At 44.9% G+C, this 20,682-nt stretch carries 14 protein-coding genes and 1 pseudogene; 4 read left to right on the top strand and 11 right to left on the bottom strand.

The genetic code is table 11. The features are described from left to right. Positions 1-322: 322 nt before the first annotated feature. The 3 genes from HFV01_RS19730 to HFV01_RS19720 all read left to right on the top strand — a co-directional run bounded on the left by HFV01_RS19730 (position 323) and on the right by HFV01_RS19720 (position 5,731). On the top strand, positions 323-4,306 hold the full coding sequence (locus HFV01_RS19730; protein WP_006620922.1) for a magnesium chelatase subunit H: 3,984 nt from the start codon (positions 323-325) through the stop codon (positions 4,304-4,306). A 245-nt stretch (positions 4,307-4,551) separates the two neighbouring features. Next, on the top strand, positions 4,552-4,848 hold the full coding sequence (locus HFV01_RS19725) for an HU family DNA-binding protein (RefSeq protein ID WP_006620921.1): 297 nt from the start codon (positions 4,552-4,554) through the stop codon (positions 4,846-4,848). 199 nt (positions 4,849-5,047) lie between these two features. Next, positions 5,048-5,731, top strand: a complete 684-nt coding sequence (locus HFV01_RS19720; RefSeq protein WP_006620919.1) for a class I SAM-dependent methyltransferase — start codon at positions 5,048-5,050, stop codon at positions 5,729-5,731. Between the two features lie 248 nt (positions 5,732-5,979). Here the strand turns inward: HFV01_RS19720 and HFV01_RS19715 are convergent, their stop codons facing one another. Next, complete coding sequence (locus tag HFV01_RS19715; RefSeq protein ID WP_193521291.1) at positions 5,980-8,271, bottom strand: ribonuclease R family protein; 2,292 nt, start codon at positions 8,269-8,271, stop codon at positions 5,980-5,982. A 290-nt stretch (positions 8,272-8,561) separates the two neighbouring features. Between HFV01_RS19715 and HFV01_RS19710 the strand changes: the two genes are divergently transcribed. Next, the gene (locus tag HFV01_RS19710) at positions 8,562-9,308 is read left to right on the top strand and encodes a slr1353 family protein (protein ID WP_006668110.1); all 747 of its coding nucleotides are present in this window, start codon (positions 8,562-8,564) and stop codon (positions 9,306-9,308) included. Positions 9,309-9,594: 286 nt separating this feature from the next. Here the strand turns inward: HFV01_RS19710 and clpP are convergent, their stop codons facing one another. From clpP to HFV01_RS19660, 10 genes and pseudogenes are all read right to left on the bottom strand, one after another. Further along, a complete protein-coding gene (gene clpP / locus HFV01_RS19705; protein ID WP_006668109.1) occupies positions 9,595-10,197 on the bottom strand; it encodes an ATP-dependent Clp endopeptidase proteolytic subunit ClpP in 603 nt (200 codons plus the stop codon). A gap of 58 nt (positions 10,198-10,255) precedes the next feature. Next, the gene (locus HFV01_RS19700; protein WP_006620914.1) at positions 10,256-11,392 is read right to left on the bottom strand and encodes an acyltransferase family protein; all 1,137 of its coding nucleotides are present in this window, start codon (positions 11,390-11,392) and stop codon (positions 10,256-10,258) included. Between the two features lie 23 nt (positions 11,393-11,415). Next, a complete protein-coding gene (locus tag HFV01_RS19695; protein WP_193520322.1) occupies positions 11,416-14,412 on the bottom strand; it encodes an FAD-binding and (Fe-S)-binding domain-containing protein in 2,997 nt (998 codons plus the stop codon). 15 nt (positions 14,413-14,427) lie between these two features. Continuing rightward, positions 14,428-15,789 (bottom strand): hypothetical protein, encoded by a 1,362-nt coding sequence (locus HFV01_RS19690; RefSeq protein ID WP_048894966.1) that lies wholly within the window; start codon positions 15,787-15,789, stop codon positions 14,428-14,430. A gap of 78 nt (positions 15,790-15,867) precedes the next feature. Next, positions 15,868-17,271 carry a hypothetical protein gene (locus HFV01_RS19685; RefSeq protein WP_193520321.1) on the bottom strand — a complete coding sequence of 468 codons (1,404 nt, stop codon included), beginning with the start codon at positions 17,269-17,271 and terminating at the stop codon, positions 15,868-15,870. A gap of 88 nt (positions 17,272-17,359) precedes the next feature. Further along, a complete protein-coding gene (locus HFV01_RS19680; RefSeq protein ID WP_006617091.1) occupies positions 17,360-17,524 on the bottom strand; it encodes a DUF5989 family protein in 165 nt (54 codons plus the stop codon). After that, complete coding sequence (locus HFV01_RS19675) at positions 17,524-18,018, bottom strand: SxtJ family membrane protein (protein ID WP_006620909.1); 495 nt, start codon at positions 18,016-18,018, stop codon at positions 17,524-17,526. Before HFV01_RS19675 ends, HFV01_RS19680 begins: the two co-directional genes overlap by 1 nt. 16 nt (positions 18,019-18,034) lie before the next feature. Continuing rightward, complete coding sequence (locus HFV01_RS19670; RefSeq protein ID WP_006620908.1) at positions 18,035-19,972, bottom strand: carbamoyltransferase family protein; 1,938 nt, start codon at positions 19,970-19,972, stop codon at positions 18,035-18,037. A 95-nt stretch (positions 19,973-20,067) separates the two neighbouring features. After that, on the bottom strand, positions 20,068-20,301 hold the full coding sequence (locus HFV01_RS19665) for a hypothetical protein (RefSeq protein WP_152344053.1): 234 nt from the start codon (positions 20,299-20,301) through the stop codon (positions 20,068-20,070). After that, positions 20,294-20,600 (bottom strand): annotated as a pseudogene (locus HFV01_RS19660) (RNA-guided endonuclease IscB); the annotation flags it as partial. The gene HFV01_RS19665 and the pseudogene HFV01_RS19660, both read right to left, overlap by 8 nt. Positions 20,601-20,682 lie beyond the last annotated feature (82 nt).

Raw genomic sequence — 20,682 nt, 5'->3', positions numbered from 1 at the left:
CTTTATATAGAAAACTTTATCCTAGATCATAAAATTTAACACTTGTGTATATAATCAAGACTGTTAACTGGGCAATTTATAAATTTTTGTTGCAAATATTGGCCAAAATTTTGTCGAATTGTGTCAAAAAGTGGCTTCCACTAACCACTTTGGCTCATTTTATGGTAATAATACTCAATGGTGAAGTCATCAGGGTTGTCTCCTAGCGGGACGGCATCCCATGTAGGACGTTGCCAAATGTTGACCGGATCGATCGCTGATCCACAATAGTCTACCTATCCAGACAGCTTTAGAGCAGAACACCGAGGAACGAACACTAAATATGTTTACCTACGTCAAGCCTACCGTTAGACACATTAAACCGGATTCCCTCAACGGACGATCGCTTCTAAAAGTCGTCTATATTGTGCTAGAGGCCCAGTACCAGAGCGCTTTGTCAGCAGCAGTGCGGGCCATAAATGAAAAAAATCCGAACTTGGCGATCGAGATCAGTGGTTATCTGATCGAGGAACTGCGAGACCCGGAAAACTACGAAAACCTTAAAAAAGACCTAGCCGAGGCTAATGTTTTCATCGCCTCATTAATCTTTATCGAAGATTTGGCTGATAAAGTGGTGGAAGCCGTAGCCCCATACCGCGATCGCTTAGATGTGGCGGTGGTGTTTCCTTCCATGCCACAGGTAATGCGCCTTAATAAAATGGGCAGCTTCTCCATGGCACAACTGGGACAAAGCAAAAGCGCGATCGCCCAGTTCATGAAAAAACGGAAGGAAAAATCTGGCTCCTCCTTCCAGGACGGAATGCTGAAACTTCTGCAAACCCTCCCCAAAGTCCTGAAATATATGCCTATTGATAAGGCTCAGGACGCGCGGAACTTTATGCTGAGTTTCCAATATTGGCTGGGTGGTTCTCCAGAAAACCTGGAAAACTTCCTGCTCATGTTGGCAGAGAAATATGTTTTTAAGGGCCAAGAAAAACTGCACTTTGCGGAACCGGTGACGTATCCCGATATGGGAATTTGGCATCCCCTGGCTCCCAAAATGTTCGAGGATGTCAATGATTATCTGAGTTGGTATAACGGGCGCGAAGATATCCCAGAGGACACCAAGGACCCCCTAGCGCCCTGTGTGGGCTTGGTGCTGCAACGCACCCACCTAGTCACGGGAGACGATGCCCATTATGTGGCTATGGTGCAGGAACTGGAAGCTATGGGGGCGCGAGTGGTGGCAGTATTTGCGGGAGGTCTGGATTTTTCCAAACCTGTAGATACCTACTTCTGGGATACGCCACCGAAAGGCATTCCGGCTCAACCTCTGGTTGATATCGTGGTTTCCCTGACGGGGTTCGCATTGGTGGGAGGTCCGGCTCGCCAAGACCACCCGAAAGCGATCGACTCCCTAAAACGGCTCAACCGTCCCTATATGGTAGCCTTGCCCCTGGTATTCCAAACTACGGAAGAATGGGAAGAAAGTGAATTGGGATTGCATCCTATTCAAGTGGCGCTACAAATTGCTATCCCGGAATTGGATGGGGCTATTGAGCCGATTATTGTGTCAGGACGCGACGGAGCGACGGGAAAGGCGATCGCCCTCCAAGACCGCATCGAAGCTATCTGTCAGCGGGCGCTCAAATGGGCTAACCTGCGGAAAAAACCAAAACTTGATAAAAAAGTCGCGATTACTATTTTCAGTTTCCCGCCGGATAAAGGGAATGTCGGAACCGCCGCCTATTTGGACGTATTCGGTTCCATCTATGAGGTGATGAAAGCCTTAAAAAATAACGGTTATGATATCCCGGAAATCCCAGAGTCTCCGGGCGCTTTAATGCAGCAGGTTATCCATGATGCTACTGCTCAATATCAAAGCCCAGAACTGAATATCGCCTATAAAATGTCGGTAGAACAGTATGAACGACTCACCCCCTACTCGGAACGTCTCCACGAAAACTGGGGACCACCTCCGGGACACCTGAACACGGATGGGGAAAATCTGTTAGTTTACGGAAAATCCTTCGGAAATCTGTTTATCGGGGTACAACCGACCTTCGGCTATGAAGGCGACCCCATGCGTTTGCTGTTCTCCCGGTCGGCGAGTCCTCACCACGGCTTCGCGGCTTACTATACCTACCTAGAACAGGTTTGGGGCGCAGATGCTGTGCTGCACTTTGGGACCCATGGTTCCCTAGAATTTATGCCGGGAAAACAGATGGGAATGTCTGGGGAATGCTACCCGGATAACCTGATTGGGACTATTCCTAATCTGTACTATTACGCGGCTAATAACCCCAGTGAGGCGACTATTGCTAAACGCCGTAGCTATGCGGAAACTATCTCTTATCTGACTCCGGCGGCGGAAAATGCGGGACTCTATAAGGGTCTCCAAGAACTTAACGAATTGATTGGGTCTTACCAAACTCTGAAAGATAGTGGTCGCGGGGTGCAAATTGTTAGCACCATTATCGAAAAATCCCGTATGGTGAACTTGGATCAGGATATCGCCCTGCCGGAACAAGACCCAGCAGAACTTACCCAGGAAGAACGCGATCATGTGGTGGGACGGGTTTATCAGAAACTCATGGAAATTGAGTCTCGCCTGCTTCCCTGTGGGTTGCACGTTATTGGTAAGGCTCCGAGTGCGGAAGAGGCGATCGCTACTTTGGTTAATATTGCCAGCTTAGACCGGGAAGAAGAAGGGATACTCAGTCTGCCTCGGATTATCGCTAATAGCATTAATCGGGATATTGAGGAACTCTACCGCAACAGTAACCAAGGCATTCTCGCGGACGTTGACCAATTGCAGCACATCACAAATGCTACCCGTGCGGCGATCGCTGCTTTAGTTCAAGAACAAACCGACGCAGAAGGCCGTGTCTCCAAAATCTCGCAACTCAACTTCTTTAACATGGGGAAAAAAGAACCCTGGTTGCAAGCCTTACACGACTTGGGCTATACCCAGATTGACCCGGAACCCATGAAACCCCTGTTTGAGTATCTGGAATTTTGCTTGAAACAGGTTTGCGCCGATAACGAATTGGGAGCCTTGCTCCGTGCTTTGGAAGGAGAATATATCCTTCCCGGACCTGGCGGCGACCCCATTCGCAACCCCGACGTTCTCCCCACTGGGAAGAATATGCACGCCCTGGACCCTCAGTCTATCCCGACTGTCGCGGCAGTTAAATCGGCTCAAATCGTGGTAGACCGACTCCTAGAACGGCAAAAAATGGAAAATGGGGGTCAATACCCAGAAACTATCGCGGTTGTCCTGTGGGGAACTGATAATATCAAAACCTACGGGGAATCCTTGGCCCAGGTTATGTGGATGGTTGGAGCCAAACCGGTTCCCGATGCTTTGGGTCGGGTCAACAAGTTGGAGTTAATCCCCCTGGAAGAATTGGGCCGCCCTCGCATTGATGTGGTGATTAACTGTTCGGGAGTGTTCCGCGACCTGTTCATCAACCAAATGAATCTGCTCGACAAAGCGGTTAAAATGGCAGCGGAAGCGGATGAACCCCTGGAAATGAACTTTGTTCGCAAACACGCCCTACAACAAGCCGCAGAGCTAGGTATCAACATCCGACAGGCTGCTACCCGTGTTTTCTCCAATGCTTCTGGTTCTTATGCAGCTAACGTTAACTTAGCTGTGGAAAATAGCACCTGGGAAAGTGAGGCAGAATTGCAGGAAATGTATCTAAACCGCAAGTCTTTTGCGTTCAATTCCGATAATCCGGGGATGATGGATGATAACCGTCAGATTTTTGAGGCTTCCCTGAAAACTGCTGATGCTACATTCCAAAACTTGGATTCTTCGGAAATTAGCTTAACTGACGTTTCCCACTATTTCGACTCTGACCCGACCAAAACTATCGCCAGCTTGCGGAAAGACGGGAAAAAACCGGCTTCCTATATCGCGGATACCACGACGGCTAACGCTCAAGTTCGGACTCTCTCGGAAACTGTGCGCCTAGACGCACGGACGAAGATGCTCAACCCTAAATGGTACGAGGGGATGCTTTCTCATGGTTATGAGGGGGTGCGAGAGTTGTCTAAGCGTCTGGTTAATACCATGGGATGGAGTGCTACTGCTGGGGCTGTGGATAATTGGGTTTATGAGGAAACTAACGAAACCTTTATCAAGGACGAGGCTATGCAGCAACGTCTGATGAATCTTAACCCCCATTCTTTCCGTAAAATGGTCACAACTCTGCTGGAGGTGAATGGTCGCGGGTATTGGGAAACTAGCGAAGAAAATCTCGATCGCCTGCGGGAGTTATACCAGGAGGTTGAAGACCGCATTGAGGGGATTGAGTAATCTCGCCTTGGGTGATTGTCAAAATGCCCTGACTGCTGTTGTATGCTGTATCCTGAGCCTGTAAATCCTATTCTGTAGTATTTTCGGGCTCAGGCCCCCCTCAAAAAGGATTCCCAGGGTGCCGAAGGCGTGAAACTTAGCGCGAATTTTAAGGTTTATACTTGTCAATTTCTGATAAGTCTGAACTGCAAAGCGCGATCATCAGGGCAAAATCACCCACTGAAAATGATTCTGGAGGTATTTCGATGAATAAAGAGCAGTTGGTTCAGGAAACATCTATCAAGGCTGGCGTTACCAAAAAACAAGCGGATGCCATTATTTCGGCTATCTGTGAGTGCATTATGGATGCTGTGGCTGAGGGGGAAAAAGTCACTCTAGTGGGCTTTGGTTCCTTTGAGGCTCGCCACCGCAAGGCTCGTGAGGGTCGTAACCCTAGCACGGGACAACCCATGACCATTCCTGCTACTACTGTTCCAGCTTTCTCGGCTGGGAAAGCCTTTAAGGAACGGGTGGCTAACGAAAGTAACGAAAACGTGGCATAGACTTGCTGACAGGGGCGATCGGCAATTTTCAGCCTCACCCCTGTTTTTTTGTGGCATTTTCTCAACCGCGACGGCTACCCCCTATCAGTACAACACCATCACCTAACCGGGAGAGGCGATCGCATTTTTGACCCGTAGCATATATGGCGATTCTCTATGGGTTGCCATGATTTAGGAGTTTTGGGAACTGGGCAAAATTATGGGATTTACCGTTAATCAAGTGATTCCTTGGGGACGCAGTTTTGATGAGTATTTGCAAATGTTTGCTCTCAGTGAGGATGATTTGCACTGCTCTTATTTGGACTGTGCTGGGGGTCCGGCGAGTTTTAATGCAGTGATGACCCGCCGAGGTTATTCTGTGGTTTCCTGTGACCCTCTTTATCGGTTTTCCACTGCCCAAATTAGCGATCGTATTCAATTCGTTTTGCCTATAGTAATCCAACAGGTAGAAGCTAACCGGGAAGACTACATCTGGCATCAAATAAAATCCCCAGAACACCTCGCACAGGTCCGTAAAGAGGCGATGAATGAGTTTTTGGCTGATTTTGACCAAGGACGACAAACCGGGCGTTATATCGACGCAGAACTGCCGCATTTGCCTTTTGCTGACCGTCAGTTTGACCGAGCTTTATCGGCTCATTTTCTATTTTCCTATAGCGATCGTCTTTCCGAAAAGTTCCACCGAGATGCTATCCTGGAATTATGCCGGGTAGCCAGTATTGTTCTTCTATTTCCCCTAGTTAGTATTGGGGGAGAGACTCCCGAATTTTTCCCAAGATTAATTGAGCAATTAACAGCTTTAAAATATTCCGTAGAAATTCAATCAGTCCCCTACCATTTCCAAAAAGGGGGTAATCTGATGATGAAAATAATTTCCCGTTGACATGATTCTATAGCAGCAATTCTGATGGTGTGTAGCCTCCATAATTATTGGGTGATTATCGAAATTTTCCCGTCCTACTCCCCTAGGAAAATAGTCAAAAAACCCGGTTTTTTAGCCTAATCAAAGCTCAATAAAAACCGGGTTCCACTGGGTAGAGTCTGATGGTGCATAGGGCCGATAATTATCGGGTAATTATCGGAATTTTGCGGTTCTACTCCCCCTAGCGAAATGGGGAAGCTACCAGATAGCTAAAAGCTATCGTCATGGTCATCAATAGCTTCACTACCGCCACCAACAGCAACCAAATCAATCTGTTGACGGTAGTAGTCTACGCTCTTAACCTGAACTTCCACATTATCGCCAAGACGGTACTGATTGCGGTTTTTGCGACCGACTAAGGTTTGCTGACGGGAACGGTATTCGTACCAGTCATCTTTCAGAGAAGACACATGAACTAACCCTTCGACCCTGAGAGTTGAACCACCAGGAGACTCTAGTTCAATCTCGACAAAAAAGCCATAGGACTGAACCCCAGTAATTAAACCGATAAAAGTTTGACCGGTGCGTTCTTTCATAAACCCAGTTTTTTTGAGTCCCTCTAGGTCTTCCTCAGCATCAGCGGCGACGCTTTCCCTTTCGCTGAGATGAACGACGAGTTGAGCAAACTGGGTTTCGAGATCATGTTGTAACTCTGAAGGTAAGACATTCCAGGAAATTTTGCCCTCTGATGAGGAATGATGGAGGTTAACTGGTTCTTTGGAACGAGTGGAACGGCGATCGCGTCCCTCTTCAAATACGGCTTTGAGAACCCGACAAATTTGCAGGTCACAATAGCGAGAAATGGGTGAGGTACAGTGAGTATAGGCGGGTAATGCCAAGCCAAAATGCAGTTTAGGAACGGTACTATAAACAGTAGGTTTGAGACTATCTTCAAGTAGATAAGTTAATACCCGTTCGGCACGAGTATTTTTCAGAGCTTGGGTAAATACTTGAAAATCTTGGGGTTGAATTTCGGCTTCATCATCAAGCTCTAGTTCAAGGCCATGATGAATAGACAACTTGATCAATTCAGCGACATCAGCGGGGTCTGGGGCGGCTTGAACGCGATAGATAGCAGGAACCCCAAGGGATTGCAGGTGGCAAGCAACTACCTGATTAGCTAAAATCATCAACTCAGATACCATAGCCTGAGAGACTAATTTAGTGCCAGAAACCATGGGTCCGAGTTCCCCTTCGTCATTAAAATGACAATGGGTATCAGGAAGATTCATTTCAAAACCGCCGCGCAACTCCCGCATTTGTCGAATGGCGCGACTGACTTCTAGGAGGTCTTCTATAATCTTATCTTCGGAAGATTCGCCATCAAGAATACTTTGGGCTTCCTGATAAGTTATTTGTCGGTCAACGCGGACGATACTAGGCTGAATTTCATATTCTAGGATTTTTCCAGTCGGACCTAGTTCAATCATGATGGACAAAGCCAGGCGATCTTCTCCTGTAACTAAAGAAATGCGATCGCAACTGAGGGGAGCGGGAACAATAGGAATATATTTATCGGCTAAGTAAATGCCGATACCCCGCCGCCTGGCTTCGCGATCTAAGGAGGTGTCTGGTTGAATATAATGGGAGCTATCGGCGATATGAACCGCTAATTTCCAGTTCCCGGAATCGGTTTCTTGCAAGCTGAGGGCGTGGTCAATGGTATATGGACACGGTTCGTCTTCTGGCTTTAAGACAGAAAATTCGGGATTTCCCAAATCGGGGCTAAAGGAAAGAGTCGGCTCGTCGCGCAGATCAAGTCGATTTTCCAGGTCGCTATTTTTGAGAGTCGCACTAGCTGCTAGGAGGATTTCGGTTTCCTGTAGTACACTTTTGGGAAAGGACCGGGGTAAATCATGTTTACAACAAACAATATCCAGGTCTTCTGCTTCCTCAGCATCAGAACCCAGAACTTGTACCACCCTACCCACAGGGCGATGAAGACCCAGAGGATAGCGCACTACTTCGACATGAACCAGGTGATCGACTGCATCAACGAGTTCCTCTGGGGGGTTGACCAGATTCATTTCAAATAGCAATCGGTCATCTAGGGGGACGGCGCGATATCCTTTTTTGGTTTCTTTGACGCGAGCGAGTACGGAGGGGTTAGCTCGCTCTAGGATTAGATAAACTTCTCCTTCGGGGGAACGACGACGGGAGCCTTCTTTAATAATTCTCACCAGGACGCGATCGCCATTCCAGGCGGTACTCAAGTGACTTTCCCGGATGTAGACATCCTCGGCACTTTCCGCGTCTTGAATCGCAAAGCAGAAGCCTTTGCTGGAACATCGCAATTTGGCTTCTACAATACTCTCCTGTTCTATACGACGATAGCGGCCCTTATCTTTTTCCAAAAGGCCAATCCGCTCTAAAGCATCAATGGCGATCTGAAATTTTCGCAGACTCTCTTCATCAGAGGTCAGTTTTTTTTCGAGAGCCTTGGGGGCTACAGATTTATCCTCTGTAAAGTTGGCTAACAGTGTAGCGATTGAAAATTCCATGTAGCGATTTTCCTTCGTGATGTCGATGGGGATAGGTAGTTCTAACGCCACTTCTGCCTTTGTTAGTTTCAGCCACTTTTCCAGGACTCACTTTTTCCCACCATGCCAACCAATCACCCCTGAGAGACAGTGATACAATTTTAGTTGAGAGCGATCGGCAACCTTACAGAAAATGCTAAGGGTGGGATGTACAACGATGCCCCACAGGTGGAAAAGTGTTTTCTGGGGCAGAGGAGCTGCGTCGGAGACCACATTCTAACCAATTATATCCTATAAGTTTACTGAAGATTATGTTCACTCAATTTAGAAATCGCTATCCCACAGGGGGACTTATCTCTGAGTTAATTGCTATTGAGAACAATCAATATATTGTTCGGGTATCGGTACAGGTGGCCGGGGTAACTCTGGCATCGGGACTAGGTATGGCTGAAACTGTGGAGTTGGCTGAGGATAGGGCCAGAGAGCGATCGCTACAGTGTTTGGGGTTACACAAAATCGGGGATAATTTACCCAAGGCTGATTTACCTAATATGGAAGACAGTTTACCGAGTCCCGTTGTTTATAATCTATCAAATCAGTCGGCTGTGGACTCACCCACCACTGGCGCGGAAACTCTGGGGCTTGACTCCATGGCTATGCCTTCTGATGAGTGGCTATCTGCTACCTATATGAAGCCTAAAACCGGGTCTCCATCTTTACCTGATGCCACAACTACCCAAAACCCAGCCCAAACCAAAGCCCGAGGCGCTTCTCTGCCCCATTTGCCCTCCGATGAACTAGAAACCCCCGAAAATACGATTATTCATGAGCCAGAACCGCCATCAGTGACACTTTCCCAAGGGACTCGTTATAATACTGCTTACCATGTTGATGATATGTCTGACGATATTGCCAAAACAGATATTGAGTTGCGAAGATTAGGTTGGACAGCGGAACAGGGTTCTACACATCTACTAAAAACCTACGGAAAGCGATCGCGCCGCCATTTAACTCCTGAAGAACTGCTAGACTTTTTACACTATTTACAATCTATTTAGCATTTTTGATAGTTCCCAACAACCCCCAACCCCAAAGGGGGGTTTATTAGTCTTCTTGTTAGCATAGGTAATTGACAGCGCCACCCCAAAGGGCGGGTTGATGACTCTTCTGCTGACCAGAGGTAATTGACAGCAGAACCCCAGAGGGCGGGTTGATGACTCTTTTGCTGACCAGAGGTAATTAACAGCAGAACCCGCCCCTACAATTATTAATTATTAATTGCCTAACCCGCCCCTACATTAAATCCCAGAGGGAGAGGGGCTTGGGACTGTGCGATCGCCTATGTTAACTATCAACGGGATTAGATGCAGAAGGACGGCGACTAATGACTTGATCGATGAGGCCGTAATTAACCGCATCTTCGGCGGACATAAAGAAATCCCTTTCTGTGTCTTCTTCGATACGGGACAGCGGTTGTTCTGTGTGTTTAGCGAGATTTTCGTTAAGTTGCCGTTTCAGATACAGAATTTCTCTGGCCTGAATTTCAATATCGGTAGCTTGTCCTTGTGCGCCTCCGAGGGGTTGGTGAATCATAATCCGGGAATGGGGGAGGCTGTAACGCTTTCCTTTAGCCCCGGCGCTGAGGAGAAATGCCCCCATACTGGCTGCTAGTCCCAGACAGACGGTGCAGACATCAGGACGAATATGGTTCATGGTGTCAAAGATGCCCAATCCCGCATTAACCCCGCCTCCTGGGGAGTTGATGTATAGATAAATGTCTTTTTCGGGGTCTTCTGCGTCTAAAAATAGCAGTTGGGCCACAATTAAGTTAGCAACATCTGAGTTAACTTGGGTTCCTAGAAACACGATGCGATCGCGCAGGAGTCGGGAGTAAATATCAAAGGCGCGTTCACCACGGCCTGATTGTTCGATGACGGTTGGAATCATAACGTGCTGCTAAGACTGTTAATAGATACTTTAGATATATTGTAGCGATTTTCTGTGCCTAGACTTTCAGAAACCACCGACGATTATACATAATATAGGCGATCGCCCACCAAAATATGACTGTGGCTACAGCATACATCAGCGATCCATTGAGTGGCCCCGCCCAGGATACAAATATATTTTCATAGATCCAGGTTTTCAGATTAGGGCTAACGGGTCCGCTACCTACCGGGATGCGTATTAAGATCCTGGCGAGTAAGCCGGAAGCCACAAATAGAAATATGGCGTTAACTCCCATAATTTCCAAAGGTTTCCCCCACCGTCGCCAGTTTTTTACTTCTATGACCCCATAACAGAAGGCTAATAATAGCAGTCCCCAGCCAGCGGTCACTAATACAAATGAACTGGTCCACAGTGCCTTATTAATGGGAAACCATACCCCCCACAAATAGCCGACCACCAGGCTACTGAGGGCAAACATTACTAGGTTAATGACGGTGAAACTGTTTCGGGGTTGGGATTTTAGCCATTCTCCGGTAAGATAGCCGAGGATTACGGTAACTGTAGCGGGTGCGGTGCTAAATAATCCTTCTGGGTCGTAGGGACCGCCTCGCCACAAGTGATGGGAACCTAAAATTGTCTGGTCTATGAATGCGCCTAAGTTGCCTTCTGGTGACAGGTTTCCTGGGCCATAGCTGGGGACGGGAATTATGGTCATGGCTACCCAGTAACCTATGAGGGTGAGAATGGAAATTAGCCACAATTGCCGTCGCGACAGGTTTAAAATGGCGATCGCAGTTAGTCCATAGGCGATCGCTATTCGTTGTAATACTCCCATGATTCGGATATTGGCTAGGTCATAGTGGGGAAAACCATTTAGGAATAAGCCTAACAGAAATAGTAGTAGACATCGCCGCCCTATTCGACTATAAACTGATGGGGGTACTTTCTCGCCCGGTAAACGATGTTCTCGGGCAAATTTGGACAGAGAAAAGGCGATCGCTACTCCCATAATTAATAGGAAACTGGGGAAAACTACATCGGTGGGGGTGCAGCCATCCCATTCGGCGTGTTGCAATACCGGATACATATAACCCCAGCTTCCGGGGTTATTCACCAGTATCATGGCGGCGATCGCTATACCTCTAAATACATCAAGGGATATTAAGCGCATTTTAGTATTTTTCCAGGTCATCAATTTCCACAATACCTCTGAGTTTACAGTAATTTTAGTAATGCTTGGATGGGATGATTGGGGGTAAAATGACTAAATCTGTGAATTTGCGATCGACAAGAATAACCTGTGACTAAGATTTGATTGGGATTATCTATGGTTGAGATAATTCGCCCCCAACTACTATTATAAATGTCCTGGGATTGCTGATAGTGTTCGGCTTCATGACCATATATTCCCGCCATTCCGCAACAGCTTGTATTGACGATATTTAATTCTAATCCCATAGTAGTAAATAGCTGCTGCCATTGTTTTTGAGAGGTTAAAACCGCAGTTTTTTCCTGGCAATGTCCGAACAGAAAATAAGGCTGACTGGCGCTGAGTTTCGGTAAGCGATCGCTATTTTGGCTCAGAAACTCTTGCAGTAAGTCAATGGTTGGTAAGGCTGGACTAAAATTGAGTATTTTCGGGTATTCATCCCGATAGGTTAAAACTATACTAGGTTCAATACCAATTAGGGGAATTTCTAGGGATTTTAATTGTTGCAACCATTCGCAGTTTGGGGAAGCGATCGCTTTAAACTCTCGTAAAAATCCTTTTACATGAGTGGGTTTACCACTGGGAAAAAAATCGGGTATATATACATTATATCCTAATTTGTGCAGAAAATCATAGATTGCTAATACCAGGGAAGATTCATAAAAACTGGTAAAAGCATCCTGTAGCAAAATCACACTACATTCCTTTTCAGACCCACTTAAATTTTGCAGCCTATCCAGATTAAATTTGGGGTGGTGGCGCGTCCGTAAACCTTCCTTGAGGGTGGGATGACTCACTACCGGAGGATCGACTATATTTAACAGAGTTTTAGTCGCCGCTTTTGATAGAGGATTTTGGCTTAATATATGAGCTATTATCGGATGCACAGATTGCCACTTTGACAGCGTTTCAATATGGGCGATTAGATAATCTCTAAATGGTCGCAAATATCGAGTATGATAAAGATACAAAAACTTAGATTTTATGTCCGGGATATTCACATGAATCGGACATTGACTAGCGCAGGCTTTACAGGATAAACAGCCATTCATAGCCCCATAAACTTCCTGGGAATAATCATAATCTCCCCGCCATTGTTTGAGGGTATTCCAGAGGCGCATGATTAAAGTTGTCGGGGTTTCCGTAATTTCATCACCATGATTTTCTAGGAGTCTTAGCCACTCCCGCAATAAACTCGATCGCCCTTTTGGGGAATGAATGCGATCGCGAGTTACCCGATAGGAAGGACACATCACATCATCAGGATCGAAGTTAAAACAAGCGCCATTACCATTACAATTAAACGCCCCTTCATATTCACTAATTTTACTAGGATTAACTTGGCGGTCAAATTCTCCCCGCATAGGTGAATCTAATTTAACTACTGTATCTAAACTATCTATCGGCGTGACAATTTTACCCGGATTTAGTCTATTTTGGGGGTCAAAGATAGTTTTCACTTCTCGGAAAACTTGATATAATTCATCTCCCAAAAACTCCCGTGTATATTCACTCCTAAAACCTTTACCATGTTCTCCCCAAAATACTCCCCCATATTTACGCACTAAAGCCACAACGCGATCGGATAATTCGCGGACCAATGCTGCATCTGCGGGAATCTTCAAATCCAAAGCCGGACGCAAATGCAAACAACCAACATCTACATGACCATACATCCCATAAATCAGATGATATTCTGCTAATAAACCCCGCAATTCTCCAATATACTTAGCTAGATGCACTGGGGGAACCACAGTATCCTCTATAAAAGGTATCGGTTTACGATTTCCCCGTTGATTTCCCAGGAGTCCCGCCCCTTTACTACGCAGTTTCCAGAGATTGATAATTTCCTGATTATCCCTCGCCAAATAATAACCACTTATACCCTGATTACCCCCTTTAAGTTTCGCAATAATTGAGTCTATTTTAGGTTGAATATCAGCCTCGCTTTCTCCCACAAATTCCACTAGATTGATAGTCCCAGAAGACGGGATAAAATCCTTAACAGCATCATAGATTTCATCCTGTTTAGCCAAATTAAGAATCGTCTCATCAATAGTTTCGATCGCCCCTGGCTCCGAGGCTAATAAATCCATAGCCCCTTCTAAAGCATAATTAAAACTTTCATAATGAATAACCAGTAATTTTTTAGCCTGGGGAATTGGCGTAAGTTTAAGTTTGGCTTCCGTGATAATTCCTAAAGTACCTTCCGCGCCTGCTAATAAGTAATTCAGGTTAAAAGTTTGTTTGTCCTCAGAATAGACTTTAGCCAAGTTATAGCCAGTCATAAATCGGGTAAGTTGAGGAAATACCTGATTGATTTTATCTTGGTTATCCGTGAGAAGGTTATCCAGACAATTATAAATATTTCCTACTCTTCCCCCTTGCTTTTTAAGGCGGTTTAATGCTATAGTATCCATAGGGAAGGATAGGCTTTCCGTCCCATCTGGTAACACCCAGGTTAACTCTAAAATGTGTTGACTGGTTCGCCCATAAATTCGCGACCCCTTACCACAAGCATCAGTGTTAATCATTCCCCCAATAGTCGCCCGATTACTAGGGGCTACTGAGGGCGCAAAAAAGACACCATGAGGCTGTAAACATGAGTTAAGTTGGTCTAAAACCACCCCCGGTTGAACGCGAACCCATCCCTCCTCTAAATTGAGTTCTAAGATGTTATTCATAAACTTAGAACAATCGATAATAATTCCCCTAGATAAGGATTGACCATTAGTTCCGGTTCCCCCTCCCCGTGGAGAAAAGGTGATATTTTGATAGGGAGTTTGACTAGCCAGTTTCAACAGAATCACTAAATCATGATGGTTTCTGGGGTAAACTACTCCCTGGGGAAGTATCTGATAAATACTATTATCAGTGGCGGTTACTAAACGAGTAGCAAAATCTCCCTTAACCTCTCCAGAAAAATCAGTTTTTTCTAACTGATTCAAGAATCCCCAATAATCGGAATTGATAGTATTTTCTGGCTGTAAATTAGGAATCATCAATCCTCCTTTATGCTAGTCAGTGAGAGGTTCATTAGCCAAGTTAAGATTTGGTGGATTTAGGCGTTGATTAAGTATATTTTTAATACTTTCCGCCACATAACTCGAAAGGATATGTTCACCAGCCGGGGTATAGTGACAACAGTTATCAATGTACATCATTTCTGGCGCAGCATCAAAAATATTCACCCCATTAAAAATAGTCACCCCCGCCGCCTCCAAGTCAGCAATTCGATTTAATAGCAGAGGATAACCTGCTACAATAGGCTGGCGGTAAGGGGTATTATCAGTAAATGCGATCGCTTTTTCTTCGCTGCTAAAAACCCTATTAGTGACATGATATTGGTTAGGTTGCAGAATATGGAAATAGGGAATATTTTTCGCAGATAAAATATGATTAATCACCGTAGAAGTTCTCACCCATGTATCAGTAATTTTAGCCAAGGCTTTCTCTTCCGGTAAAACTGACTCTTGAGTATAAAATAAAAATACGCTGCCTTCTCCCCCGTCATGATCAGGAATTTGTTGATATCTTTGAAATCGTTCAACCTCCTGGTAATAATCTTTAATTAATCCCTGGATAGCCAGATTATTGATAGTATAACAAGAAGCCATCCGACAATTTTTTAAGTTAGAAGCAACCTGATTAATTCGGGGTTTAGCTTGCTTAATTTTAAGTATACTTTCTAAGGCTTGGGTAGATAAACTATTATTGGCTAAATTAGTTAAAGGTTGTATGTGGGATGCACTTGGCATTGTTAATTCCAGTTTTTTTTCATTATTAACACTAGATAAAGCCAGTTCATTAAACCCATCAATATTAATCACCATATCAAACACCTGACCCACAGACAGCAGATAATTCAAAATCAAAAGCTGTTGTGGCTGTTTATAGCCTCCCGTAGCAAAGGATAAAATAATTAGTTCTTTATTTTCTAAACCGGGCACTTCTCGAATTTTGGTCTCTAAAATTCCATTTTGAATCTCATAGATAGAATAGTTAGAAGCTACTGACCCCCCAAATACTCCCACGATAAATTGATTTTCGTTAGTTTTGACAAAGGGATAATTATATGGAGAAATAAAGCCATAGTTATTATATTTGAACCCCGGACGAAAATCAGGACCTGGTTTAGGTGCATATCCGAAATAGGGATGTAGTCTTTCTACGATAGAAATTTCCATCCTCATACCTTCTAGGTTCAAACCCATTTCTTCAATGCTGCTTGGTCGTTGACGAGTATAAAATAACTGGTTATGGCGGACTAAATAAAAACCCAGGGAACCCAATTCTACAAAAAACCCTAACAACAATAGGTTAATTAAGATAATTTTGCCAACTTCTTTAATTTGCTTGCGATTAAATTTGTGTTTCATTATCATAGATTAATAGGAGGTGATAATCATCGAAACTGTCAAACATTAGCAACTCATATATAAGTTATAGCCGAATACTTAGGGGGTTATTGACTGGAGACGGTTAACAATGGAATTGCCAATATATTCAGTAAAGATTTCTTGACCTCTGGGTGTATAGTGACAACAACTGTCTCTATATACCGTTTCTGGTTTGGTGTCAAAAACTGTCACAGCATTGATAACATTAACACCAAAATTTGGCAAATCTTTCCCTCTAGCAAGTAACCGAGGATAGCCTTGTATAACTCCTTCTATATACGGGTTATCATCAAAAATGGCAATTTCTTCGGCGGTGAAAGTTCTTTGGGTGGGATGATACTGATTAGGCTGTATTACATGAAAATAAGGGATATTTTTATTTGCTAAAGTTTGATGAATCATTTGGGAAGAGTTAAACCAGATATCTACCATTTTATCAAAGGCTATGTCATCTGGTAAAACCTGGGGATTTTGGGGTATGGAAATTAAACTATTAGCTAAATCATCTTCATTTTGTCGTAACTCAATCTGCATTGTATCTAAGGCGGATACCTGGCTTTGATATCTTCTAGTTAGTTGATTAACTTGATAGGAATTCCAAGCATAACAGGAGGCGAGTTTACAGTTTTCTAAACGCTGAATTTGACGGACTAATTTTTCCCTGGTTTCGTTCATTTCCGCCAAAGCTAAAACCACGGGAATATTAGTATTAGCCAAGGCGGTTAGGGGTTGAATGTGTTGGAAACTCGGCATGGAAACTGGGACGGATGCTTGATTATTTAATGGTGGTAATGCGACTTCATTAAAACCATCAATATTAACCACTAGGTCTAATTCCTGACCAATGGATAAAAAGTAGTTGAGAATTAATAACTGTTGAGGTTGTTTATAACCCCCATGAGCAAAGTTTAAGATAATAAATTCTTTATTTGCTAGTTCGGGAACTGTTCTGAGTTGTTGAATTAAAGTATTTGATAATTCCTTGTGAGTGACTTCATAGTTGGCAAAATCAACGGCTACAGAACCGCCAAAGATACCAATAATAAACTGATTATCATTCAGTCTGATAAAGGGGTAATCGTGGAGAGCAAAAAATCCGTAGTTATTCACCCGCAAGCCAAAGGGATTATCCGCAAATAAGCCGGGTTTTAATACATAGCCAAAAAAGGGGTGCAAACGCTCTACTATAGCATTTTTGTCATCATTATTGCCAGTGGCTTGTTCCCTCACCCCTATCTGTTCTAGAAGTTGATTTGTGGCGGTTTTATCACGATTATGAGTATAAATAAACCGCTGTTCTGTGACTAGGTAAAACAGGAGAGGTACGACTTCTAAGATGAGTAAAATTAGGGCTAAATTAATGCCCACAATTCCGAGCAACTCTCGACTAACCACCCCCCGTTTAGCGGATTTTTCCTCAATGGGGGTTGATGGTCGTTTAAATAATGGCAGATTTTTCATATAATCCAGGTCAGGAAAATCAAGAAATTAGGGGGTTAGAAAATTATTCTTTCCCCCAATTGCCAACAATTTCGACGCTAATACAGTATCAAAATAAAGTATAAATGAAAGGTGCGATCGCTGACCCTTGACTAAGGACAATCAGAGCCCCCAATAACACCATAGTAATAATCAACGGTAGCAGCCAATATTTTTTGCGCTCCCGCAGAAAACCCCACAAATCTTTCAGAAAATCTAATGTTGCTTCAAACACTAGAAAGGACGCTCCATACTTACTCTTGAACGGACTTGACTGGGAACCCGGTAGGTTGATACGTTAGGATCTAGATCTCGTCTCATGGCATCAGAGCCAAATAAACGCTTAATCGCCCCCATCGGTGCAATCATAACGTAAAACACAGCCCCCAAAATAATTCGGGTATTAATCCCAGCCAAAACCAAACCTATCCGCATCCAAGTATAATAAATCGGATTGAGAGTTGACGGAGACAGGAAAGACCAAACCCAGAGAATAGTGGCTACGACCCAGGGCCAAGCTGGGGGCGGCCAGTGGCGGAAAATTAATGGTAGCAGTAAGCCGAACAAGCCAGCACAAATTGCACCTGTTGTCAAGCCAAATTCCCGCAAGCCTTTTCGATCAAGTTTGGGGATATCGTGATCAGTCATAGTGGATTTTTGCAACCAATTATATAACAGAGAACTGAGAACCGGGAAAAACAGCGATCCTGGGGGGAGAGAAGCCACCATAAGTGGCTCCTAGGGATTAATCTAACTCAAACTCATTTTTCCAGGAATCATCTTTTGACCAGGGAGTTTGTGCAGTTTTGGCGAGTAGATAATTTTCCAAAACGAGATAATCCATCTCGGTCCGCATAAAGCAGCGGTAGGCATCTTCGGGGGTGCAAACAATAGGTTCACCCCGCACATTAAAAGAGGTATTAACGAGTAGACCGCAGCCTGTAAGTTTTTCAAAATGACTAATTAGACTGTGATAGCGGGGGTTAGTTTCTGGGTGTACAGTTTGAATGCGTGCGGAATAATCGACATGGGTAATAGCGGGAATTTCGGACCGGGGAATATTGAGCTTTTCAATCCCAAAAAGTTTTTCTTGTTCGGGGGTCATAGGAATCCGGCGAGACTCCTTAACGGGAGCCACCATCAACATATAAGGACTGTGGGTATTGTGTTCAAAATAATCAGCGACACGCTCTGCTAACACGGAAGGCGCAAAGGGTCGGAAAGACTCCCTATATTTAATTTTCAGATTCATGACGGACTGCATTTTAGTGTTACGAGGGTCGCCAATAATTGACCTACCTCCCAAAGCACGCGGCCCAAATTCCATCCGACCTTGGAACCAGCCGACGACATGACCATTAGCTAAAATTTCGGCTAACCTAGGCATCAATTCAACATCTGCCAAATACATATATTTAGCATCAATGGAATTGAGATAATCCTGAATCTCGGAATTGCTAAAAGAGGGACCCAAATAGGAGCCTTTCATCATATCAGCGGGGGCGGTGCTAGGAATAACCCGAGGGGTTATCGTGGCGACTGCTGTTTCGGTGGCTCCGGCGGCTTCGAGTTCGATTTCGTTCTCTATAGCGGCTGACTGCCTCACCTGGCGGGGTTGTTCACAATATTGATACCAAACAGCCAAAGCTGCCCCTAATGCACCTCCTGCGTCTCCTGCTGCGGGCTGTATCCAAATATCCTTAAAGGGACCTTCTCGCAACAGGCGACCATTAGCTACACAGTTGAGGGCGACTCCCCCGGCTAAACACAGATAATCAACATTGAGTTCTTTTTGTACGGTCCGAGCTAGACGCAGCACTACTTCTTCTGTGACTACCTGAATGGAAGCGGCGATATCCATTTCCCGTTGGGTGAGTTGGCCTTCGGCTTTCCGAGGGGGTCCGTCAAACAACTGGTCAAACTTCTTGTTGGTCATGGTTAACCCGGTGGCATAGTTGAAATACTTCATATTCAACCGGAATGTGCCATCATCCTTGAGGTCGATTAAATGGGTTAAAATCCGATCAACATAGCGAGGTTGACCATAGGGCGCTAACCCCATGAGTTTATATTCGCCAGAGTTGACTTTAAAGCCGGTGTAGTAGGTGAAGGCTGAGTACAGTAAACCGAGAGAGTGGGGAAAGTCGATTTCCCACAGGGGGGTCAGGTTATTACCGTCGCCTAACCATACGGAAGTGGTGGCCCATTCCCCTACACCGTCTAAACACATGACGGCTGCTTTCTGGAAGGGACTGGGAAAAAAGGCTGAGGCGGCGTGGGATTGGTGATGTTCGGTAAACATGAGGGGGGGGAGTTTGGCTTTTTTGACCCCCATGATGGCTGAAAGTTCTTTTTTTAATACGGTTTTCAGATAAAGTTTTTCTTTTAACCAAATTGGCATGGCAGCCAGAAAAGACCGAAACCCACGGGGAGCATAGCTGATGTAGGTTTCTAGCAGGCGCTCGAATTTGACTAGGGGTTTATCATAGAAAATGATGCGATCGACATCGAATAGGGTGATATTTGCTTCCTGAAGACAGTAGCGAATGGCGTTGTGGGGAAATCTGGCATCGTGTTTTTTGCGCGAAAACCTCTCCTCTTGGGCGGCGGCGATAATTTCTCCATCCCGCACGAGAGCGGCTGCACTGTCATGATAGTAAGCCGAGATTCCAAGTATGTTCATTCATATTTCCTCACAGAATGGAATTAAGGTTTTTGGGGTTAGTTGTGGGTCAACGGTTAAAATATCCACAGATTATAGCGAATTCCTGGTCAAGGTTAACGCGAATGGGAAAATTTAATTGCATAAGGGCTGGTAGTCATTAGGGTAAGGGGGTTAGCCGAAACTGGCGATCGCCAACAGACTACCACTGATTCGGTTAAACTCGCACTTGTTCCTGTAGTTGTACCCGAATTTAACGTAGACCTCTCGGGAGCGTGGAAGCGCCGTGTCTTTAGACCGGGGAGGAAACGCGACACGGGGACTTTAGTCCCCGTCAGTCTTTCAAGCATAGGTGTAACCATCCTTTCTGTGAATTGGTTGGCAGTATTTATGGCTGATGCCTGCCACTCTGACCGAGGCAGTGGTAATATCGAAACTGCCGGAAGCACGGCAGAGAACCCGTCCTAACATAGGAGCCAATTTTCTTCCCTGCCGTGACAGTGGCAGTAACGATATCGCCAGTCTGAAAGCCTTTGTGAATTTGTCTCCTTGAGCGGTGACGAGTTGGGAATCCGTACTTATCCGTCCCGCACATCTGACGGGTTCCATGCCCCTTCGCTAAAATCAGCAACGGTTTGGAAGTATAGCACAAGACAGAAAACTTAGGACGTATAGCACAAGACAGAGAAGTTAGGACGTATAATGGCAAGGATATCTACAGAAGACCCAAA

It is taken from the genome of Limnospira fusiformis SAG 85.79 (genome assembly GCF_012516315.1).
In the GTDB taxonomy this organism is placed as follows: domain Bacteria; phylum Cyanobacteriota; class Cyanobacteriia; order Cyanobacteriales; family Microcoleaceae; genus Limnospira; species Limnospira fusiformis.
The sequence above is the reverse complement of the archived record's forward strand: the minus strand, read 5'-3'. Positions and strand labels throughout refer to the sequence as shown.